11 protein-coding genes are annotated in these 21663 nt (G+C 34.8%); 7 read left to right on the top strand and 4 right to left on the bottom strand.

The features are described 5' to 3' along the window. Window positions 1–14 precede the first annotated feature (14 nt). A complete protein-coding gene (locus tag EM308_RS05640) occupies window positions 15–3443 on the bottom strand; it encodes a SusC/RagA family TonB-linked outer membrane protein (protein WP_051877646.1) in 3429 nt (1142 codons plus the stop codon). A gap of 660 nt (window positions 3444–4103) precedes the next feature. On the opposite strand from EM308_RS05640, the gene EM308_RS05635 reads away from it, so the two are divergent. Beyond that, window positions 4104–9233, top strand: coding sequence for a PAS domain S-box protein (locus EM308_RS05635; protein ID WP_035634207.1), 5130 nt, complete (start codon window positions 4104–4106; stop codon window positions 9231–9233). Between the two features lie 21 nt (window positions 9234–9254). Then, the gene (locus tag EM308_RS05630) at window positions 9255–9701 is read left to right on the top strand and encodes a response regulator (protein WP_035634205.1); all 447 of its coding nucleotides are present in this window, start codon (window positions 9255–9257) and stop codon (window positions 9699–9701) included. Window positions 9702–9941: 240 nt separating this feature from the next. Here the strand turns inward: EM308_RS05630 and EM308_RS05625 are convergent, their stop codons facing one another. After that, window positions 9942–10271, bottom strand: coding sequence for a DMT family transporter (locus EM308_RS05625; RefSeq protein WP_035634203.1), 330 nt, complete (start codon window positions 10269–10271; stop codon window positions 9942–9944). Between the two features lie 2 nt (window positions 10272–10273). Then, window positions 10274–12547: a cation:proton antiporter gene (locus tag EM308_RS05620; RefSeq protein ID WP_035634202.1), complete on the bottom strand. Its 2274-nt coding sequence runs from the start codon at window positions 12545–12547 to the stop codon at window positions 10274–10276. A gap of 189 nt (window positions 12548–12736) precedes the next feature. On the opposite strand from EM308_RS05620, the gene EM308_RS05615 reads away from it, so the two are divergent. The 4 genes from EM308_RS05615 (at window position 12737) to EM308_RS05600 (ending at window position 19085) form a co-directional block, all read left to right on the top strand. Next, window positions 12737–15103, top strand: a complete 2367-nt coding sequence (locus tag EM308_RS05615; protein WP_035634432.1) for an efflux RND transporter permease subunit — start codon at window positions 12737–12739, stop codon at window positions 15101–15103. A gap of 344 nt (window positions 15104–15447) precedes the next feature. Next, the gene (gene asnS, locus EM308_RS05610; RefSeq protein ID WP_035634201.1) at window positions 15448–16881 is read left to right on the top strand and encodes an asparagine--tRNA ligase; all 1434 of its coding nucleotides are present in this window, start codon (window positions 15448–15450) and stop codon (window positions 16879–16881) included. A gap of 88 nt (window positions 16882–16969) precedes the next feature. After that, entirely contained in the window at window positions 16970–18436 is a 1467-nt protein-coding gene (rpoN, locus tag EM308_RS05605) for an RNA polymerase factor sigma-54 (RefSeq protein WP_035634200.1), read from the top strand. A 43-nt stretch (window positions 18437–18479) separates the two neighbouring features. After that, complete coding sequence (locus tag EM308_RS05600) at window positions 18480–19085, top strand: hypothetical protein (RefSeq protein ID WP_035634199.1); 606 nt, start codon at window positions 18480–18482, stop codon at window positions 19083–19085. On the opposite strand, the gene EM308_RS05595 is transcribed toward EM308_RS05600, so the two are convergent. Further along, the gene (locus EM308_RS05595; RefSeq protein WP_231559976.1) at window positions 19080–19814 is read right to left on the bottom strand and encodes a porin family protein; all 735 of its coding nucleotides are present in this window, start codon (window positions 19812–19814) and stop codon (window positions 19080–19082) included. The two genes, EM308_RS05600 and EM308_RS05595, sit on opposite strands and share 6 nt — an antisense overlap. Before the next feature lie 320 nt (window positions 19815–20134). Here EM308_RS05595 and EM308_RS05590 point away from each other — a divergent pair, with 320 nt between their 5' ends. Then, window positions 20135–21292 carry a XylR family transcriptional regulator gene (locus EM308_RS05590; protein ID WP_197056107.1) on the top strand — a complete coding sequence of 386 codons (1158 nt, stop codon included), beginning with the start codon at window positions 20135–20137 and terminating at the stop codon, window positions 21290–21292. Window positions 21293–21663: the final 371 nt, after the last annotated feature.

Genomic DNA, 21663 nt, shown 5'->3' with positions numbered 1-21663 from the left:
ACTATTTCTTTTAATTAAAAACTAATATTAAGTCCCATACCTAAAGAGGTGGCAGATGGATAAGTGGAATCTTCTATCCAAGAGTCTGTTCCTAGAGCGGATTCAGGATCAATATTGGGTATAGACTTATAAATGTAAAATAAGTTTCTAGCCAAAATCGATAGCGTTAAATTTTGTGCACCGATTTTGTGCACCAAGTCTTTAGGCAAGGAATAGGCTAGAGATAATTCACGGAATTTTATATAATTATTTTTAAATACGTTTTCAGGTCTTTGACCCACCCCACCATCATTAATATATACTTCGTTGCGTTGTTGCGCTGATTGGATGATATCGTTTGGCTGATAGATTGGGTTTTCTGGGGTGCCTACATTTTTTACTCCAGGATTGATTACCCCATCATGATACACTAAACCTCCTTGAGCACCTGCCGGGGCTGGTTGGTTGTGTTGCCAAGCCACTTTTTGTCCGCTGGAATTAATATAATAAGCCATACCACCATGAGCTTCGTCACGGTATTCTAAGGTTTCTTTTGTAATACCCATTCCTTTAAAATACACATTGGAACGAGAGAACATAGTTGCTCCATATTTATAATCAATTCCCACATGTAAGGTTAACCCCTTATAGGTAAGGTCACTGAAAAGTCCGCCAAAAAGATCTGGTTGCGTATTTCCTACAGTTACAACCTTTTTGGTGTCCAGTACGTAGCTACCACCATTGTCCACCACTTTATTACCACTAGGATCCGTTAGGTAATCAAACATGCGGAGTTCCCCATATGGTCTGCCTTCTTCAGCCACTTGTGTAATATCTGCATAGCTGGTTACCGTTTTTTGTTTGATACCAGGATAGAGTTCTTTTACTTTTGATTTTAGTTTGGCTGCTGTGGCAGTAAGATCCCAACGTAAATTTTTGGTTAGCACTGGAGTTCCTTTAATCATAATTTCATATCCCCAGTTGGCTACATTACCCGCATTGATTTTGATGCTTGAAAAACCTGTCGGATTGGACAAATCAATGGACATAATTTGGTCATAAATATTGTTAGTATAGAAAGAGAAACTAGTTTCTATACGTCTATCTTTTAAGAAACTGGCATCAAATCCTACTTCAAATTCCCTTTTTCTTTCGGGCTTCATAGCTCCTGCAAATAAAGAGGCGGGTGCGTCCACCGTAAGTGCATTAGTATTATTTACCTGTCCTGTGGAAAAAGAAGGGTTGGCATAATAGGTTAACATATCCCCTGGTGCAGCACGGCCTACATCAGCCCAGCTCGCTCTAAGTTTTCCTGTCTCCATATATGGAATTTTGAAGTTATTGGTGAAATTCCAGCTAACACCAATTCCTGGGTAGAAATAAGAATTATTCTCAGGAGGTAAGGTGGAGGACCAATCATTTCTAGCTTGTAACTCCAAATAAACATCATCTTTCCATGATATAGTGGCCGAACCAAAGGCACTATAATCTACTCTAGAACCATAAGTGTGCCCTCTAACTTTGCCTTTGTCGCTTATAGATGGCCAATCTCTTTCATTGTTTAGCGACCAATAGTCTGGGAAATTGAGAGGCCCAAAGGTAGATACATTAATCCTGTCCATTTTGCCTCTATTTAACTCACCACCAGCAAAAGCGTTAATATGGATATTATTGTCCATTACATTAATGTTGTAATTTAATATTCCTCGATAATTTTCCAAGGTGATATTCTCCCTCCCAAAAGCATAACGTCCACCAGCGGTCTCAGGTTCAAATTTGGTAATCGGGTTTTTAGTAGTAAAATTGGTATCGGTATAATCAATACCTACTTGACCAATAAAAGACAGTTGTTTTGTGAAATTAAGCGTGGTCTTTATAGAGCCCAGTAAGTGGAATTTGTCATCGGTATCACTATTTTCCAACTGTTCCCATAGGGTATTCATCAAATATGTTGGTGCATTTTGGCCTCCCGGCCAACCCACTGGAGCTGTTTCTGGATCAAATTTGGAACCATCGGGATTTTTGTACATACCCATCAATGACTTAAAGTCATAATCTCTATTGATACCCCAAGCTACTATATCACCTAAATTTGGATTTCTGTTGTGCGTTTTAATTTTAAACAAACTGCTGTTTACTTCCACAGAAGCAAAGTCCGAAGCCTTCAGCATCCCATTTATGTTAATAACATTCTTTTTTTGGTAACTATTCGGCAGTAGGCCTTGGTAATCTTGATTGGTGTAGGAAACACGCATATTTCCATTCTCGCCACCTCCAGAAATGGCCAAGGTGTGCAAGGTATTGCTACCTGTTCGGAATAAGTCCATATAATTGTTAGGGTAGGCTTGATAGGGTCGGATCGAACCATCTAGAAATTGAACCGGCGAACCATCAAATTTTGGGCCGTAATTGAAGCGATCCCAAACTACCTGTCTTGGACCTTGACCTCCCCCTGGTAATATTTGATATTGTTTTGTGTATTCACTTCTACCTGTTCCATATTCATTTTGAAAATCGATATAGGAGCGCGGAATCTCATTAGTATATTGTGTATTGTAACTAATTCCCAATCCTTTGGATTTAGAGCCTTTCTTGGTAGTAATCAACACCACACCATTTACTCCTCTTCCGCCATAAAGAACAGTTGCTTTTGCTCCTTTTAAGATTTCCATCGAAGCAATGTCTTCTGCATTTAGGTCGTTAATACCAGATCCATAATCCACCGAGTTCAGAGGATCATAATCTCTGGAGGCCATATTGGATCCTTTATCGTAGATTGGCATACCATCGACAACAAACAGAGGTCTAGTATTGGCAACTGATTCCATTCCAGCTGCGCCACGTATTTTGATGTCTACTGCTCCCGTAGGACCCGCTGCATTGGTTGTAACACCAACCCCAGCTGCCTTACCGTACAAGGTGGAAATTGGGTTGGTTGAAGCACCCGCAATAGTCAAATCTTTTCCTTCAATTTTACTAATGGCGTAACCCAATGATTTCACGTTACGTTTTATACCAAACGCAGTTACCACCACTTGGTCCAAATTTTGGGATGATGATTTCATAACAACATTGATAGTCGATTTGCCTTCGACCACAACAGAGGTTTCTTCCATCCCAATAAATGTAAAAACTAACCTGTCACCCTTCTTTGCATTTATGGTATAATTACCGTCCATGTCTGTCTCGGTAGAGGTGGCAGTTCCTTTTACAGCAACATTAACACTTGGTACAGGTAAACCATTTTCATCAGTAACTTTTCCTGAAATTTTGTTTTGGAAAAGAACTTCAGAGTTAGAGATACTAACATCTGATGGCTTCTCTTTAAGTTCGTTTTTTGTTTTATGATTATCAGCGTGAATCTCAAATAGAGAAATCAACAATAAAACTGCTGATAATTTTATTTTTAAGTTAAATCCTAAAGGAATACTGGAGAAACTCCAATACTTGATCTTTCTTTTCATGTTTTTGGTTTGTTTAATTTGGTTAATTATATTTTTTCACTTGATAAATTGAAAAAATAAGAGATATTCTTATCTAAAAAAATAAAATTGTTTTTTTTCTCATAGGCTTAATTTTGGTTTTAATAATTATTTATTGATTTAAAAAATTACAAGCAAAATACACAGTAGAAACAAAAACCCCGCCTTCAACACCCAAACCAACAAATGTTAATCTTTCATTAAATCACATGTTAATATTATCACAAATATATGCAAATAATGTTATAAAATCGTTTTAGTAACATTTTTTAAGCCAAATAAATTAATACTTAACAACTAAAACTTAAAATCATTCTAAAAAAACTCCAAGACTGTCTGATTTTACCTCATAAATCAATTGTCTGATTTATCCAATCAAAAAATAACCATCCGAAAATAAAGACAAAACAGATTATGAACAGCTTTTAATTAAAAAATTATAGATAGCGATTAAAAAAAATCAAAATCATTGCATACCAAAGTCTTAATATTAAATTTGTGACGTTAAAATGTAAATTAATTCGATTAAATACATTATTTTTGCAAAATTGTAATCTTTATTTTTCAAAAAATAAAAATTACTTACTAAAATAAATATAGTACAAAGCGTCGATTGTTTTGAAATCTAAAAAAAGACGGGGAATGGGGGAAAATATTAAACAATACGGCATCACAAACTATCTAAATTCTACTACGAAGATTGTTTGTGGTTCGGCTATATTATATTTTCTGTTTGCTGAGTTAACCAAACTGATATTCATTAGCCAACTTAATCTCTGGCCTTTTTTTCCTGCTATTGGGTTGGCTACAGCCTTTACAATAATTTTTGGCCGAAAAGCAATAATTGGTGTTGCCATAGGAAGTTTATTTTTTTCATTTCACGTGCGAAATCAGGAAATATTACATGCGACAAACCATCAAGATTTCACAAACGCATTGTCAATTTGTCTTATCATACCGATAACCTGTCTTATAAACGTCTATCTAGTCTCCCATTACACCCAATTGTGGTGCAAAACAAAATATCCTTTCATCAAAGGAAAATATATACTCAATTTTTCGATCGCATCATTGCTTGGCAGCATTATTGCTACCTTGACGGGTATTGCTCTTATTGCTATTTTTTCAAATTTATCAACTCAAAAACTACATTTGATTTGGAGTAATTTGTTTCGAGGAAACTTATTGGGTATTATCCTAATTACACCCTTTGTACTCTCATGGCTCTACAAAGAAGAAAATAAAACACAATGGGATATTCAAAAAAAAATTGAAGCTTTTATCCTTCCCTTTATCACTCTTGCCGCCTCTATATATGTTTTTGAAGCAGATGTAAATAAAGAATCCGTACTCTATCTATTGCTTATTTGGGGCGGATATCGCTTCAATCTCAAACTCATTACGATACTGACATTAATCATTGCGACAGTGTCGATGTACTATACCGGCCATAAAATGGGAGGCTACGTTTTTGGTGGTTGGGATAATAACTTTTTTCTATTGCAATTGTTTCTATTTGTAAACATGGTTTCAATACTCTTTTTTAAAGCCATTTTGATGGAAAAAGAAGACGAAGAGAACAAATTAAAGATAAGCGAACAGGTTTTAAGTACAGAACGAAACATTCTAAAAGCAACAATCGAAAGTACAAACACTACCAGTATATTTTCCTTAGACACGAATCTGAACTATCTAAATTTCAATTCGCCTCACGAAAAGTTCATGAAAAACACCTATGGAACTTCGATTAAAATTGGCGACAATCACTTGGAATTAATTTCGCCAAAAAATGAAAAAGAAAATTACTTTTCTCTATATCAAAATGTTTTAGATGGCAACAATTATGAAAAAGAAGAAAAAGATTCTGTTGGTTCTTATTGGAAAATTGCCAAATCTCCAATTAGAGATGATAACCAAAACATCATTGGAATATCGGTAATTATCACCGATATCAGCGACTTAAAATTAAAAAAAATACAACTTAAAGAAAACAATCTTTCGCTTAATGAACGAATTAAAGAGCTCGGTTGTCTTTATGATATTACAAAAATTATTAACCGAAAATCACTTTCCAAAACTGAAAAGTTACAGACTTGTGTTCAAATCATTAAAGACTCTTTTCAATTTCCTGAAAACACAAATTGCAGAATTCAATTTGACGAGGAAGAATTCTTTTCAGATAATTATAAAAAACCCAATGCCTACATTTCACAGAAAATAGTAATAAAAGGAGTAGAAAGAGGCTGTATAGAAGTTGGCTGTTTTGACGAAAAAAAAATATGCACAGAAGCTATTTTTCTGAAAGAAGAAATCAAATTACTGGAAACTTTAACTGATATTATTTCAAAATCATTCCAAGCCAAAATAGTCGAAGAAAATCTCAGGAAAAGTGAAGAATCCTACCGCACTTTGTTTGAAAATGTTCAAGATGTATTTTTTAAAACTTCAATACAAACAAGAACAATTTTGAACGTGAGTCCATCCTGCACACAATTCAACGATATTACAAGAGAAGAACTCATTGGCCAAAACATGTTCTCAATTTATAGTGATGAAAATGACGCACATTTGATATTGGACAAACTTATTAAAGAAAAGAAAATAATAGACTACACCAGCAAAATAACAATAAAAGACAAAGATTTTCATATTTCAATAAATGCCGAATTCACTTATGATGAACATAACGAACCAGAATTCATAATTGGCTCAATTAGAGACATTTCAAATCGAAGACTTGCAGAAGAAAACCTAAAAATAAGTGAGGAAAAATTCCGTTCCATTTATGAAAACATGCAGGATGTGTATTATATGCACACTATGGATGGAAAGTTATTGGATGTGAGTCCATCTGTCGAAAAGTACTTTTTGGACAAAAAGGAAAATCTTATCGGAATACATATCCCAAACATTTACACTAAGCCAGAATTATACTTTGAACTCATCACAAAGATTGTAAAAGAAGACTCTATATATGATGAGGAAATAGAATTCATAACACCCACCGGTGAAACCCTCGTTTTTTCGGTTACTTCGAGATTAATCAAAGATTCAGACGGAAACCCATCCATGATTGAAGGAACTATGCGTAATATAAATGAACGCATCATTAATCAAAAACAAATGCTGGAAGCTACCGAAAAAATAAAAGAAAGCGAGGAAAAATTCCGTTCCATTTATGAATCGTTTGCGGATATTTATTTCAAAAAAACAATCGACGGTCTCTTGCTGGATGTAAGTCCATCAGCTGAAAAATATTTCAACATGAAAAGAGAGACCATAATTGGCATGAATGCTTATGACTTTTATGTAGAACGAGCTGAAGCCGATCTTTTGTATGAATCGCTCCTTCTAAATAAGCAAATTCATGATTACGAAGCGCGTTTTCTGACAGCAAATAAAGAAATTATTTATTTCTCTGTAAGTGCAAAAGTAGTGCTAGACTCTAGTGGTAAACCAGCCTATTTTGAAGGAACTATGCGTGACATAAACGAAAGGATTCAAAACAGGGAAAAACTTCTTGAGGGAGCAGATAAAATCAAAAAAAGCGAAGAGAAATTCCGTTCCATTTTTGAAAACATGCAGGATATTTATTATCAGCATGACTTTGATGGAAAAATAACAGAAATGAGTCCATCATGTGAAAAACATTTCAAACGCAAAAGAGAAGAAATGATAGGACTCTATACCAAAGAACTCTATTATGACCCTTCAAAACAAAAAGAATTAAGAGAGAAGATTACCAAAGAAGGAAGTTTAAACGATGAACAAGTAGAATTTATTACAGCAACTGGGGAGCCTGTTCACTTTTCTATTAACTGCAAAATAATTTACAACCAAAATGGGGTGCCAAGTTACGTCGAGGGATCACTCCGTAATATAAACGAAAGAATCCATAATCAAAAACAATTATTAGACGCTTCTGAAAAAATCATGAAAAGTGAAGCAAAATTCCGTTCTATTTTTGAAAACACCCAGGATATCTATTATATGCAAAACCTTGATGGGGTAATTTATGAAATAAGCCCATCTGTAGAAAAACACCTCAAATACAAAAGAGAACAGGTTATTGGCCGCGATTCCAAACATCTTCATTACGATTTGTCAAGACAAAATGAATTGAGAGAAAAAATCATCAAAGAAGGCGGTTTAGATGATGAATATGCACAATTTGTTACAGCAACAGGAGAACCAATTTTCTTTTCAATTAACTGCAAAGTAATTCATGATCAAGATGGGAAACCTTCTCATGTTGAGGGTTCAATACGTAATATAAACGAAAAAATTCTCAATCAACAGCAATTATTGGAGGCTAATGAAAAAATAAAAGAAAGCGAAAAAAAATATAGAAACATTTTTGAAAACGCAAAAGACGTATTTTTTATGGGATCTATCAAAGAAGATAGATTGATCGATATAAGTCCGTCTTGTTCTTATTTTGGTGTACAACCAGAGGATATCATCGGAAAACCAATCGAAGAATTCTATTTTGACCCCAAAGACAGAAAAGAAGTTGTGGAAACCAGAAACAAATTTGGCGAAATAAAAGATTACATTGTCAAATTTGTATTTAATGACAAGCCTTTTTACATTTCACTTAATTCCAAAATTACTTATGATGTAAACAATGAACCCGAATTCTTAATTGGATCCTTCACAGATGTTACTGATCGCATTCAGGCAGAGAAAAACCTAAAGATAAGCGAGTCCAAATTTCGATCTATCTATGAAAATTTTGAAGACGTTTATTTCAAAACAAAATTAGACGGAACTTTTGAAGAACTCAGTCCTTCATTTGAAAAACATTTTCTTAAAACTAGTTCAGAAGCCATAGGCAACTCTGTTTTGGACATATATTATAATAAAAAAGACCGGGATTTGTTATTGGAAAAATTGGAAAAAGACAATCACGTCTCCGATTTTGATGCCCAATTTATAGATGCCAAAGGAGTTGTTCAATTTTTTTCCATGAACGCCCATTTCCTTTACGAAGATGGAGTTCCTGCATACATCGAAGGTACATTGAGAAATGTTAATGATCGTGTTGCTGTTCAAAAAGAAATGATCTCAAAAAACCGAAAACTAGAATTTCAAAATACCGAGTTGGAGCAATTTGCCTATATCGCATCACATGATTTGCAAGAACCATTGATTACCGTTATTCACAGTATCCAAATGCTTGAAGAAGAACTAGGCGAAAAACTGGACGAAGACCAAAAACAATATTTAGAATTCATCAACAGTTCTACTTCCCGTATGCAGGTATTGGTAAAAGGACTCTTGGACTATTCGAGAATTGGCAAGGAGAGAAAATCCAACAAAATAGACTGTAATAAAATTGTTTCCCTTGTTCTTGCAGATATGGCTACCAGCCTAAACGAAAGTAAAGCCATTGTCGAATTTGAAAATCTGCCAATCATTGAAAGCAACACAACCGAAATGAGGCAGCTTTTTCAAAACTTGATCAGTAATGCCAATAAATTCAGAAAAAAGGACGTACAACCCAAAATAAAAATAGCGGCTGTAAAAGAGGGTAAAAACTGGCTGTTTTCAATCCAGGACAACGGAATTGGAATTGAAGAACATAACATAGAAAAAGTATTTGTAATATTTAAACGCTTACATAACCGCAATGAATATCAGGGAACCGGAATCGGGTTGTCGCATTGCAAAAAAATTATAGAACAACACAGGGGGAAAATCTGGGTAGAATCAAAATACAACGAAGGAAGTACTTTCAAATGGACGCTTCCTATTGAACAAAACTTATAAAAACTTATTTATCATATAAAAATGGAAAATACACTAAACTGTATCCTATTGGTCGATGATGATCTTGCTACAAATTTCATCAATAAAAAAATCATACAAAAAGCCAATATAATAGAACATGTACAAGTAGCCTTAAATGGCCGAGAAGCCATCGATTACATTTGTAATAAAGGAAAATTTGAATCGGATAATGGGAAATATCCTAAACCCCAATTAATTCTTTTGGACATCAATATGCCTGTTATGGACGGATGGGAATTTATCGAAGCCTATCAAAATCTGGATGAAGCAATCAAAAACAATATTGTTATTGTAATGCTCAGCAGTTCGTTTAATCCTGCTGACAAAGCCAAAGCTGAATCCATAGCTGAAATTTCGGAATTCAGACAAAAGCCTATGACTAAGGATGCGCTACTTGAAATTATCAGAACACATTTTCCGAATACAGTAACGCAATCGGTTTTCTAAAACTAAAGTGAATTTTTACAATTGGGAGACCAAACTTTTTTTAAAGCATTTAGGTATCTTTTTCGGTTTACAAAGTTTTTTTTACGCAGTTTTTTATTATAACTCTCGCAAAGTCGCAGAGACGCAAAGTTTTAAACCGTTTTTTTTGCGACTTTGCGACTTTGCGTGAAAAACTAATACGCATTCAAGTTTAACACGTAACTAGTAAAAAATAAGAATTCACCTCAAATGAAGCTTCTTTTAATGGGCAGATACAAATTTCAGTCCAACAATAGACGAAATCAAAGTAAACAAAAAGAAAAGTCTCCAGAAAGTAGCAGGTTCTTTAAACACAAAAATACCTACCAAAACGGTTCCTACTGCGCCAATTCCAGTCCAGACTGCATAAGCAGTTCCTATTGGCAGGGTTTGGGTAACTTTGTACAACAGTGTCATACTAATTGAAAGCGCAATAAAAAAACCAACCATCCACAACGTAGAGGCCATTCCGGTTGTTTCTTTTGCCTTACCCAAACAAGTGGCAAAACCCACCTCAAAAAGCCCGGCAATAATAAGTAATATCCAGTTCATAATTACGGTTTAATAATCAACACCGACGGAACGCTACTTAACCAAACGGGGCGCGAATCCAACAAATCTTTCCAGCTTTCCAAGCTTACAATCACTAAATCCTGATCTATTAAAAAGGCGTCAGTCAAAACAGATTCATTATCCAAAACAACATTTTTCGGGAATTTATTTTTAAGGGAATCCAAAGCACTTGCAATTACGAAATTGGATTGCACATGACTATTAGTTGCCAAAAAAGTAACATTCGCATTATTATTATAAATTATTTTTTGGGCATAATCAATCAAAAAAGAATCTTCGGAACCGTAAATAGGAACAAAAACCTTATTCACTTCTTTTAAATCCTTATCAATCAAAACCCCCAACGGCATTTTTACTTTCAAAACAATTTGGCGTGTTCTTTCGTCAAAAGGAGAATTCTCAAACAAACCTTCTTTACCAGTAAATTTATCCAATAATCTTTCGGGGTTAATCATTCGTGAGGTAAACCCAATCACTTTGCCTAATAGCGTTCCTTCAAATATGGATTTTCCTAATCCAACCAATAACAAATCGTATTCTCCTTGGTTGGCAATATCAATTATTTCGGTATCTATATCTATTGTCGCTTTAAAAATGGTCGTTATTTCCTGTTTCAATACAACCGCTTCTTTCACTATTGGACTAAAACTGCTTTTTTCCTTATCTTCCATATTAAAGGAGTGCATTTCGTCACTTAGAGACAAATGCAAAGCGGTAATTGAAGAAACTTCTTTTTGTTTTTTGATTAAACTGCTTGCCAATCGCAGCAACGATTTTCCTTTTTCGTTATTACCAAAAGAAATCAAAATTCGGTACTTACTGTGATTAAGCTCTTCGTCCTCGTGATCGGTGATGTCTGTGGTTTTAAAAATATAATTAATCAAATCCAAAGCAGGCCCCGTCATAAATGTTGTCACCAAAGCCATAATTACCATCATCGTAAAAACTTCGGTAGTAAGAACCCCAAGAGACAATCCAATATTTAACACGATTAATTCCATCAATCCCCTCGTATTCATCAAGGCTCCTATCACGAGACTGTTTCTCCAGCTTTGCCCAACGAATTTGGCTGCCAAAGCACTTCCAAAAAACTTTCCAGCCACAGCGACAAGAATTATCAAGCCCGTAATTTTCCATAAATAAGGCTCATTGAGTAAACCAATCTCTGTTTTCAAACCTGTAAATACGAAAAACAAAGGCAGTAATAATATAACAGACACGTCTTCGACCTTTGAAATAAAAACCGTTCTGAATTTGGGCACTTCGGGCATGATGGCTCCCATCATAAAAGCACCAAACAAAGCATGAATACCGATTAATTCTGTAGCATAAGAAGAAATAATCAAAAGCAAAAAGAAAATAGCCACCACAGGTTTGCTCAAACTTTCTTTGGTGCCATATAATTCTCCTATTCGTTTTAGGAAAGGCTTAACCAAAAAGATCATCACTACTACGTAAATCCCAGCCAATGAGATTATAAACATTGAACTTTCAAAAGTACCAGCTTTTACAATGGCAATTACCACTGCCAAAATACACCAAGCCGTTATATCATCGGCTGCGGCACAAGTAATTGCAATGGCTCCTAATTTGGTTTTATGCATCCCTCTTTCCTGTACAATTCTAGCCAAAACAGGAAAAGCCGTAATACTCATCGCAATCCCCATAAATAAACAAAACGATAGAAATGTAACTCCTTCGGGGGCAAAACGATTGTATACAAAATAAGCCAATCCAATTCCTAAAGAAAAAGGAATAATGATACTCGCATGGCTAATTACAACAGCTTCTTTTGCCCTGTTTTTCAATACTTTTACATCAAGTTCCATCCCGATTACGAACATAAAAAGTATTAACCCAATTTGACTCAGGAATTTTAAATTCTCCAGAGAATTAGCAGGGAAAAGCGTGTGAAAAAATTCAGGAAAATACAAGCCCAGCAAGGATGGTCCCAACGCAATTCCGGCAATAATCTCACCTATTACTGAAGGCTGACCTATTTTTTTGAAAAACCAGCCAAAAAGACGGGCCACAAGAATAATCATTATTATTTGTGCCAGTAATATTGCCAAAGGATCCTGCACGTTATGGATCATCGAATTAAGAAAATCGTTCCATGAGCTGCCACTTTCCACAGGATGAACAATTGCCTCATTCCCTTCTAGATGCTTTCCTGACTTAATAATCCAATAAATCAAAACAGAAAACCCACCTGTAACTCCCAAATAAAATATTGTATTCTTGTACTTTTTCATATTAAAATAATGAACCTATTTGATTTTAACGAAACAAAGATGAGAAAAACAATTTTATAATTAGTTATAAAGAAATTATTTTATTGTGAATAAACAAAGTCCAAAACCCCAACAAAAACCATAAAATTGAAGTCTTTACGCATGATTTCTTTGTGTTTTGCTTACATTTGCATGCATTTTAAAGATTTTATGAAAAATAGTGTTCAAAATGGGTTTTGGGAAAAACTAGCCAGAATCATACTTAAAAACAGAATTACACTCTTAATTATTGTTTCGCTGATAACAATTTTCCTTGGATATCAATGGAAAAACCTTTCGATGACATACACCGAAGCTAATCTGCTTCCCAAAAATCATGTCGCCAACAAAGATTACCAAAAGTTTTTGGACAAATTTGGCGAGGAAGGAAATCTGATTGTAATTGGTTTTCAGGATCCTAAATTTTTTACTCCAAAAAATTATGCCGCCTGGAACGAATTGATGACTGGCTTAAAAAAATCCAAAGATGTCGATTTGGTAATTTCTCTAAATGATTTAAAAAAATTAGAAAAAGATACTGTTAACCAAAAGTTTGTTCTTTCGTCTTTTATCGATCAAAGCAAAACAACCGATTCTAAATATTTAAAAAAGGTACAGTACGATTTATTCCATAATCTGCCTTTTTATGAAGGATTGTTATTTAATAAAGAAAGTGGTGCTATCCGTTCTGCAATATATATCAACAAAGACATTGTAAATACGGCTGAAAGAAAAACTTTTATCATCGAGAATCTGGTACCGAAAATCGACAAATTTGAAAAAACAACCGGAGTCGACCTTCGTGTTTCGGGAATGCCCTATATCCGAACGATAAATGCTGATAATATGAAAGGTGAAATCGGTCTGTTTATTGGCGCAGCTTTATTAACCGTTTCCCTAATTTTCTTTTTCTTTTTCAGATCGTTCAGTGCAACGTTTATGTCAATTTGTATTTTGATTGTTGGTGTAATCTGGTCGTTTGGAACACTTGGATTATTTCATTATAAAATCACGATTTTAACGGCTATAATTCCACCATTAATTATTGTAATCGGAATCACAAATTGTATTTTCTTGATTAATAAATACCAACAGGAAATCAAGTTACACAACAATCAGGCAAAGGCGTTACAACGTATTATTTCAAAAATCGGAGTTTCTACTTTGATGACGAATTTGACCACTGCGATCGGTTTTGCAACATTTATGATTACTGGTAATGATTTGCTTTTTGAATTCGGTTTGGTGACATCCATCAATGTAATTTCAGTTTATCTTTTGACATTGCTTATCGTACCAATTGTTTACAGTTTTATGGCTATGCCAAAAGAAAAACATTTGTATCATTTAACAACAAATTACATCTCATCTTTATTGGATTTTGTTGAAAACACAGTAAAATACCGGCGAAAAGTAATTTACACTATTTACGTTATTCTATTGATTTTTAGTGTTATTGGGGTTTTACAAATGAAAGTTTCAGGAAGTTTGATTGGCGAAATGCCAAAAAGCGCATCCTTTTTTAAAGATATTTTATTTTACGAAAAAGAATTTAACGGAGTTATGCCGTTGGAAATTATGATTGACACCAAAAAGAAAAAAGGTGTTATGAAAGCATCCACGCTCCGCAAAATGGATGAATTACAAAATACCATTTCGGAAATTCCTGAACTGGCAAAACCGGTTTCGGTTGTAAATTTGGTTAAATATTCAAAACAAGCTTATTATAACGGGAACCCTGAATATTACGAATTGCCAAGTTCGCAGGAACAGGCATTTATTTTGAGTTATGCCAAAAATGCCACCAAAAACAACAAAGACAATCTAATGAAATCTTATGTGGATTCTACTGGACAATATGCCCGAATCACAACTTTCATGAAAGATATCGGTACCGATAAAATGGCAAAAATCGAGAAAAAATTACATTCCAAAATTGATGAAATTTTCCCGAAAGACCATTTTGAAGTTACCGTTACCGGAAAAGCTTTGGTTTTCCAGAAAGGAACTGCCTATTTGGTAGACAACTTAATCGAATCCTTGATTTTTGCAATCGTCGTAATTGCAATTTTAATGCTTTATTTATTCCGATCATTCAAGATGGTAATGGCATCTGTAATTACAAATGTTTTACCGCTTTGCATCACATCGGGGTTAATGGGCTATTTTGGAATCCCCTTAAAACCTTCTACGATATTGGTTTTCAGTATTGCTTTTGGTATTTCGGTGGATAATGCCATTCAGTTTATGGCAAAATACCACCATGATTTAATCCAGAATAATGGTAAAATAAAAAAATCTGTTTTCAGTTCGTTAAGAGAAACCGGAATCAGTACTTTTTATACCTCGGTTGTATTAATCATCGGATTTGCCACATTTACACTATCTAGTTTTAGCGGTACAATAGCACTTGGAGGATTAATTTCGTGCACTTTGGCTTTTGCCATGTTTGCCAATTTATTGGTTTTACCATCATTGGTATTGACTTTTGAAAAGAAAAAAACCAAAAAAGAAGACACAACAGAGCCTACTCATTAATCAGTAACAGCATATTATAAAAGCATTCAAAAAACGTTTTTTTGGATGCTTTTTTATTTTAAACGTTTTACAAACCAATTTCTCGTAAAGGCGCGAAATTGCAAAAAAAAATAGGTTCAAAACTTTGCGTCTCTGCTCCTTTGTGATAAAAAAAGCTTAACTTAATAACTTTAAAAACACTCATTAATATACCATATCCCACACTCTAGCGAAGCGAATAGACGAAGTAATGGCAATTACAAACAAATGATTTATATTTGCATTAGATAAAAAAACTAATTTTAGATTAAATCAAAAATCATCCCTACTGCCATCGGGACTAAAAATTTAAAATTAAAATTAAAATGAGACACACGAAGGTTAAAGACTTACTAAACAGTTCAACGACGTTACAGGAAATTAATGCTAAAGGTTGGGTTAGAACTTTTAGAAACAATCAATTTATTGCTTTAAATGATGGTTCGACCATCAATAACATACAGTGTGTTGTCGATTTTGAGAATACCTCAGACGAAATCTTAAAAAGAATCACAACGGGAGCAGCAGTTTCGGTAACGGGTGATTTGGTGGAAAGTAAAGGAGCTGGCCAAAAATATGAAATTCAGGTTAAAAAACTCGAAATCCTAGGCGACTCAGATGCCGAGAAATTCCCTATGCAACCAAAGAAACACTCTTTGGAATTCCTGCGTGAAAATGCACATTTGCGTGTACGCACAAATGCTTTTGGAGCTATCATGCGCGTTCGTTCGGTTTTGTCTTATGCGGTGCACAGTTATTTCCAACAAAAAGGTTTTGTTTATGTAAATACGCCAATTATCACCGGAGCTGATGCCGAAGGTGCAGGCGAAATGTTTCAGGTAACTTCTTTGCCATTGGACAATTTGCCAAAAAATGAAGAAGGCGATATTGATTACAAAAAAGATTTCTTCGGGAAACATACCAACTTAACAGTTTCCGGACAATTGGAAGGTGAAACTTTTGCTATGGCTTTGGGGCAAATTTATACTTTCGGACCTACTTTTAGAGCCGAAAATTCGAATACATCACGCCATTTGGCCGAATTTTGGATGATTGAACCCGAAGTTGCTTTCAATGATTTGAACGACAATATGGATCTTGCCGAAGATTTTATCCGATATGTAATTAAATATACAATGGAGAAGTGTCCAGAGGATTTGAAATTCCTGGAAGGTCGTTTGTTAGAAGAAGAAAAAACAAAACCGCAAGCTGAAAGAAGTGAAATGACTTTACTGGAAAAGCTTAACTTTGTTTTGGAAAACAATTTCAAACGTGTTTCTTATACTGAAGCAATTGATATTCTGAGAGATTCGACTCCAAACAAAAAGAAAAAGTTTCAATACATCATCAATGAATGGGGCGCCGATTTACAATCGGAACACGAACGTTTCTTGGTAGAAAAACACTTTAAATCACCGGTTATCTTGTTTGATTATCCGGCAAATATCAAAGCTTTCTATATGCGTTTGAACGAGGACGGAAAAACCGTTCGCGCTATGGACATTCTTTTCCCGGGAATTGGGGAAATCGTAGGAGGATCACAACGTGAAGAACGTTTTGATGTTTTGGTCGAAAAAATGAAAGCTTTAGGAATCGATGAAGAAGAATTATGGTGGTATCTTGATACCCGAAGATTTGGAAGTTCGGTTCACTCCGGTTTCGGACTTGGATTTGAAAGATTGGTTCTTTTTGTTACCGGAATGACAAATATTCGTGATGTAATTCCTTTTCCAAGAACCCCACAGAATGCTGATTTTTAAAATGTTTATCGTTTTTGGTTTATAGTTTATTGTTAAAGTTCTGCAACAAACTATAAACCAAAAACAACAAACCACAAACAATATATAAATGCTAAAGCAGTTTTTAAATTTAAAAATATCTCAGAAATTATCTCCACAACAAATCCAGTTGATGAAGTTAATTCAGTTGCCTACGCAAGCATTTGAACAAAGATTACTGGAAGAAATGAACGAAAATCCTGCTCTGGAATCAGGCAAAGAGGAGGATTTATATGAAAAAGACGAATACGATACCGAAGATTATGACGACTATGATGATTCTGAAGCAGACAGAATAGAGTCTGAAGACATCAACATAGACGAATACCTCAACAGTGACGACACTCCTGATTACAAAACACAAGCCAACAATTACAGCGATGACGACGAAACCAAAGAAACGCCATTTGCTGCAGCCATAAGCTTTCATCAGGATCTCATCAATCAATTGAACACGTTTATGCTAAATGATGAAGAACGTGATATTGCTGAATTTTTGGTTGGAAGTATCGACGATATGGGCTATATCCGAAGAAGCATCCCGGATTTGGTTGATGATATGGCATTTACCCAAGGGCTTTATACTACCGAAAAACAGGTTGAAACAATCCTGCATATTATTCATGAACTTGAACCAACAGGAGTTGGAGCACGCGATTTACAGGAATGTTTACTACTGCAACTAAAACACAAAACCCCAACAGAATCGGTTGAATTGGCCACCTCGATTATCGAAAACCAATTTGATTCTTTCGTAAAAAAACATTACGACAAACTGATTCAGAAATTTAGCATTTCCAACGAGCAGTTAAGAAATGCCATTCACGAAATAGAAAGACTCAACCCCAAACCGGGCGGATCTTTTTCAGGAAACAACAAAATTACCGAAAACATTGTTCCCGATTTTACCATACGCATCGTTGAAGGCGATTTAGAGCTTACGCTAAATGGCAGAAATGCCCCTTCATTGCACGTTTCCAAAGATTATCAGGAAATGATGCAAACCTATAAGGAATCAAAAGACAAATCGAATTCACAAAAAGACGCCGTTCAGTTTATCAAACAAAAACTCGATTCGGCCAAGTGGTTTATCGATGCCATAAAGCAACGTCAGGACACTTTATTTGTTACGATGAATGCCATTATGCATTATCAGAGAGAGTATCTGTTGGATGGTGACGAAACGCGGTTGAAACCAATGATATTAAAAGACATTGCCGATAGAATTGGTCTTGATATTTCGACAGTTTCCCGTGTAGCCAATAGTAAATATGTAGAAACACCGTATGGCACAAAACTCGTAAAAGATTTTTTCTCTGAAGCAATGAAAAACGATCAGGGTGAAGAAGTTTCCACTATAGAAATAAAGAGAATTTTACAAAATACAATCGAAGAAGAGGACAAAAAAAATCCGCTTCCAGATGATTTATTGGCCGAAATCCTCAAAGAAAAAGGATATCCGATAGCTAGACGAACAATTGCAAAATACCGTGAACAGCTGGAAATCCCTGTGGCACGTATGAGAAAAAAACTGTGAGACCTTTTTTGGGCCTTACATTTTATAAATCCATTTTTAGAAATTGAAAAAAACACTCCCCATATTCTCATATATTTTCCACCCGCTTTTTACACCTGTACAAGCTTGCTTTTTCTATTTTCTATACCATCTTTCGGATTTTAATGCCAATGAAATGGGAATGTTTTTTTTACAGATTGGGATTATTACCATTTTGACTCCCATAGCATTGTATTATTTATTGCGATACGTCGGAAAAGTCGATTCTATAATGATTGCTGACTTGGAGCAACGCAAAACACCATTGGTTTTCCAGTGCTTTTTAATTCTTTTACTGCTTCGAAAAACCATTACACTGGAACATTTTCTCGAATTGCATTTTTTTTTCCTAGGTGCGTTATTTAGCATCTTATTTGCACTCGGACTGTTATTTGCCAAAATCAAAGCCAGTTTGCATATGCTAGCTATTTCTGCCTTGACCGTTTTTGCATTTGGATTGAATACGCATTTCCAAACGGGGAATGTTTTTTTAATTCCTTTTTTTTTATTGATGAATGGTTTTGTGGCTTCATCGCGCTTGGTAATGGAAGCTCACACCCCCAAGGAACTGATTATAGGTTTGTTGCTAGGAAGTATTCCTCAAATGTTGTTTCTTTTTATTTGGCTATAAAATATAAAAGACAACACCTATATTCAAAGCATTCATTGTAATTGGTACCGAATCGATTTGGGCAGACGATTTAAAAAAAGAGTTCAAATTATAACTTACCTGCAAATTAAACGCGCTGTACCCAACAGAAAGATACACACCATAGAGAAAATCCTCAAAATCTTTATTGCCTTTAATGACGGTTTTTACATTTCCATCATCAAAAACCGATTTATCATACAACAAATAACTTACCTTAAAACCTCCATATATTCTAAAAAACTGAAACTCCTGTGGAGTCGAATCACGCCATCTGAATTCGATTGGAACATCAACCCGAAATTGTTCAAACCTGTTTTTGTCATAGCTTAAATCAGATGGCATTACTCCATAAACAGGATTTTGACTGGTTCCTGTAATCGTCATATTTTGGAGATAATTATTGAATGAAAATCCAATACCTGGCGCTATCGCAAAAGTTCTTTTTTTGTTTATTGGCATATCTCTAAGGAATCCGGCAGAAAAACCAAAAGATATTTTTTCCTGAGATACACCGCTTGGCTTTTTCAAAAGAGAATTATAGTTAAGTCCAGCATAAAACTGATCTTCCCTGTAAAGGCTATCAATCTTAACATGCAAAGTATCAATTGAAAATGTCTCCTCTTGAGAATACCCTCTAAAAAGTGACAAAAAAAGAAAACAGCCAAGAAATAAGCGCACCATTATTTTGTATGTTAAATTCAGATTCACAAATATACGGTTTTGTCTTTAACAATTCGCTTGCCTTGCAAAAGCACAATGTTATTAAGTTAAGGAATTCTCGATAAGATTATTCTAAATATAGCTCGCGCAAAGGCGCAAAGACGCAAAGTTTTTGACCGAATTCTTTGCGGCTTTGCGGCTTTGCGAGAAAACAAAAAGTTTAACTTAATGACATTGTGCAATAGCATCAGGGCGTTTGTGTTTTTTAAATGCAAATATCGTGTCTAACTGACGAACATTTTTCAATATCTTTGAAAGTCATTACTTTTGGTTTATAACATTCAAAAAAAACTTAAAATTACCTAAATGTGAAAAATAAGCTGAAAATAGTAGTCTTAATGGATACTTCGAGAGCGTATGACAGAGACTTGTTGATGGGTATTACCAATTTCAACAAACTGCACGATAAGTTCACCTTTTTCTTCCTTTCTCCTAAATATATTGGAAAAAGCAATCTGCATCAAATGCAAAAAAGAATAATACAATGGGAACCTGATGGTATTTTGACCAGGGAATTGGAAGGCTTTAAAAATCTTATACGATTGAACGTTCCCGTTATCCTATTTCCCCATACCAAATTATACAAAGACTTTATCAATGTGTGGGGAGATCACCTAGCCATTGGAGAAATGGCAGCCAATTATCTGACTTCAAAAGGTTTTAAAAATTTTGCTTTCCTTGGATTCAAGGATTTTAAATGGTCACTGGAACGACAACGAGGATATGAAACAACACTTGCTAAATCAGGCTGTACAGTAAATAGTTACATCTATAACAATTCTGTTGAATTATGGGAACAACTTCCAGAAAAACTCGTGGAATGGCTGGATACATTGCCAAAACCGTGTGCAATTTTTTCGGTTACAGATGAATTAAATATTCATTTATTGGAAGCGGCAAAAAACCTGCAAGCCAAGGTGCCAGATGATTTTTCCCTACTTGGGGTTGACAACGATGTAATGTTATGTGAAATGGCTTCCCCAACGCTATCAAGTATAGATCAAAATGGCAGACAAGCAGGCTTCCTGTCTGCTCAGACATTGTGCCAATGGATAGAATCTGGAGAAAAACCCTCTTCCGATATTATGGTGAACCAAAATACCATCATAACAAGGAACTCAACTGCATTGGCGGTAGAGGATGAACAGGTACGTACCGCTTTATATTACATTGTCAATACCGCAACCACCAATGATATATCCGTAGATGCTGTTGTGCGTGCCACCACCCTGTCTCGCAGGATACTAGAAAAAAGATTTCGCGAAAGCATCAATAGTACAATACTCGAAGAAATAAAGAAAGTTCGTATCAATCGAATAAAATTTTTGTTGACAAATTCTAATCTAACCCTTAGGCAAATCGCCTACGAATTAAACTTTACAAGTTTTGAGAACATTACCCGGTACTTTAAGCAGTACACCGGCATGTTACCACTTGAGTATCGTTCGAGATATAAAGAATCCTAGTTTCTTTCATTTTAGAGAATTCTGAAAAATTCATAAGTCATCAAATCATCAACCTTGCTTGCTAATTTATATTTCATTTGCAAAAGGACAATTTTAAATTACAAAAGATTACTACTTAAAAAGTTGAATCTAACTAAATCGTTAAAGTAAATTATATATTAAAAAATAGACAACAGCACAACATGTGACGTTCAATCTGTTATACAGAATTCTAAAAAGACGATATTTTGGCATAATGTTAACAGTTTTATGAATAAAAAAATAAGATAATACGTATTTATTTGCTAGATTTTAACACTTCAAACTCAACTAATCTTTCGGTAAATTTCTTATGAATTACACTTCAAAAGTTTCTTAAACACCAGCCTCCT

Source organism: Flavobacterium gilvum (genome assembly GCF_001761465.1).
In the GTDB taxonomy this organism is placed as follows: domain Bacteria; phylum Bacteroidota; class Bacteroidia; order Flavobacteriales; family Flavobacteriaceae; genus Flavobacterium; species Flavobacterium gilvum.
This window is presented reverse-complemented; position numbering and strand designations above follow the sequence as displayed.

Bases quoted from the DNA above. Each gene is read 5' to 3' on its own strand.
- EM308_RS05640 (WP_051877646.1), bottom strand. From the start codon at position 3,443: ATGAAAAGAAAGATCAAGTATTGGAGTTTCTCCAGTATTCCTTTAGGA.
- EM308_RS05635 (WP_035634207.1), top strand. From the start codon at position 4,104: ATGGGGGAAAATATTAAACAATACGGCATCACAAACTATCTAAATTCT.
- EM308_RS05630 (WP_035634205.1), top strand. From the start codon at position 9,255: ATGGAAAATACACTAAACTGTATCCTATTGGTCGATGATGATCTTGCT.
- EM308_RS05625 (WP_035634203.1), bottom strand. From the start codon at position 10,271: ATGAACTGGATATTACTTATTATTGCCGGGCTTTTTGAGGTGGGTTTT.
- EM308_RS05620 (WP_035634202.1), bottom strand. From the start codon at position 12,547: ATGAAAAAGTACAAGAATACAATATTTTATTTGGGAGTTACAGGTGGG.
- EM308_RS05615 (WP_035634432.1), top strand. From the start codon at position 12,737: ATGAAAAATAGTGTTCAAAATGGGTTTTGGGAAAAACTAGCCAGAATC.
- asnS (WP_035634201.1), top strand. From the start codon at position 15,448: ATGAGACACACGAAGGTTAAAGACTTACTAAACAGTTCAACGACGTTA.
- rpoN (WP_035634200.1), top strand. From the start codon at position 16,970: ATGCTAAAGCAGTTTTTAAATTTAAAAATATCTCAGAAATTATCTCCA.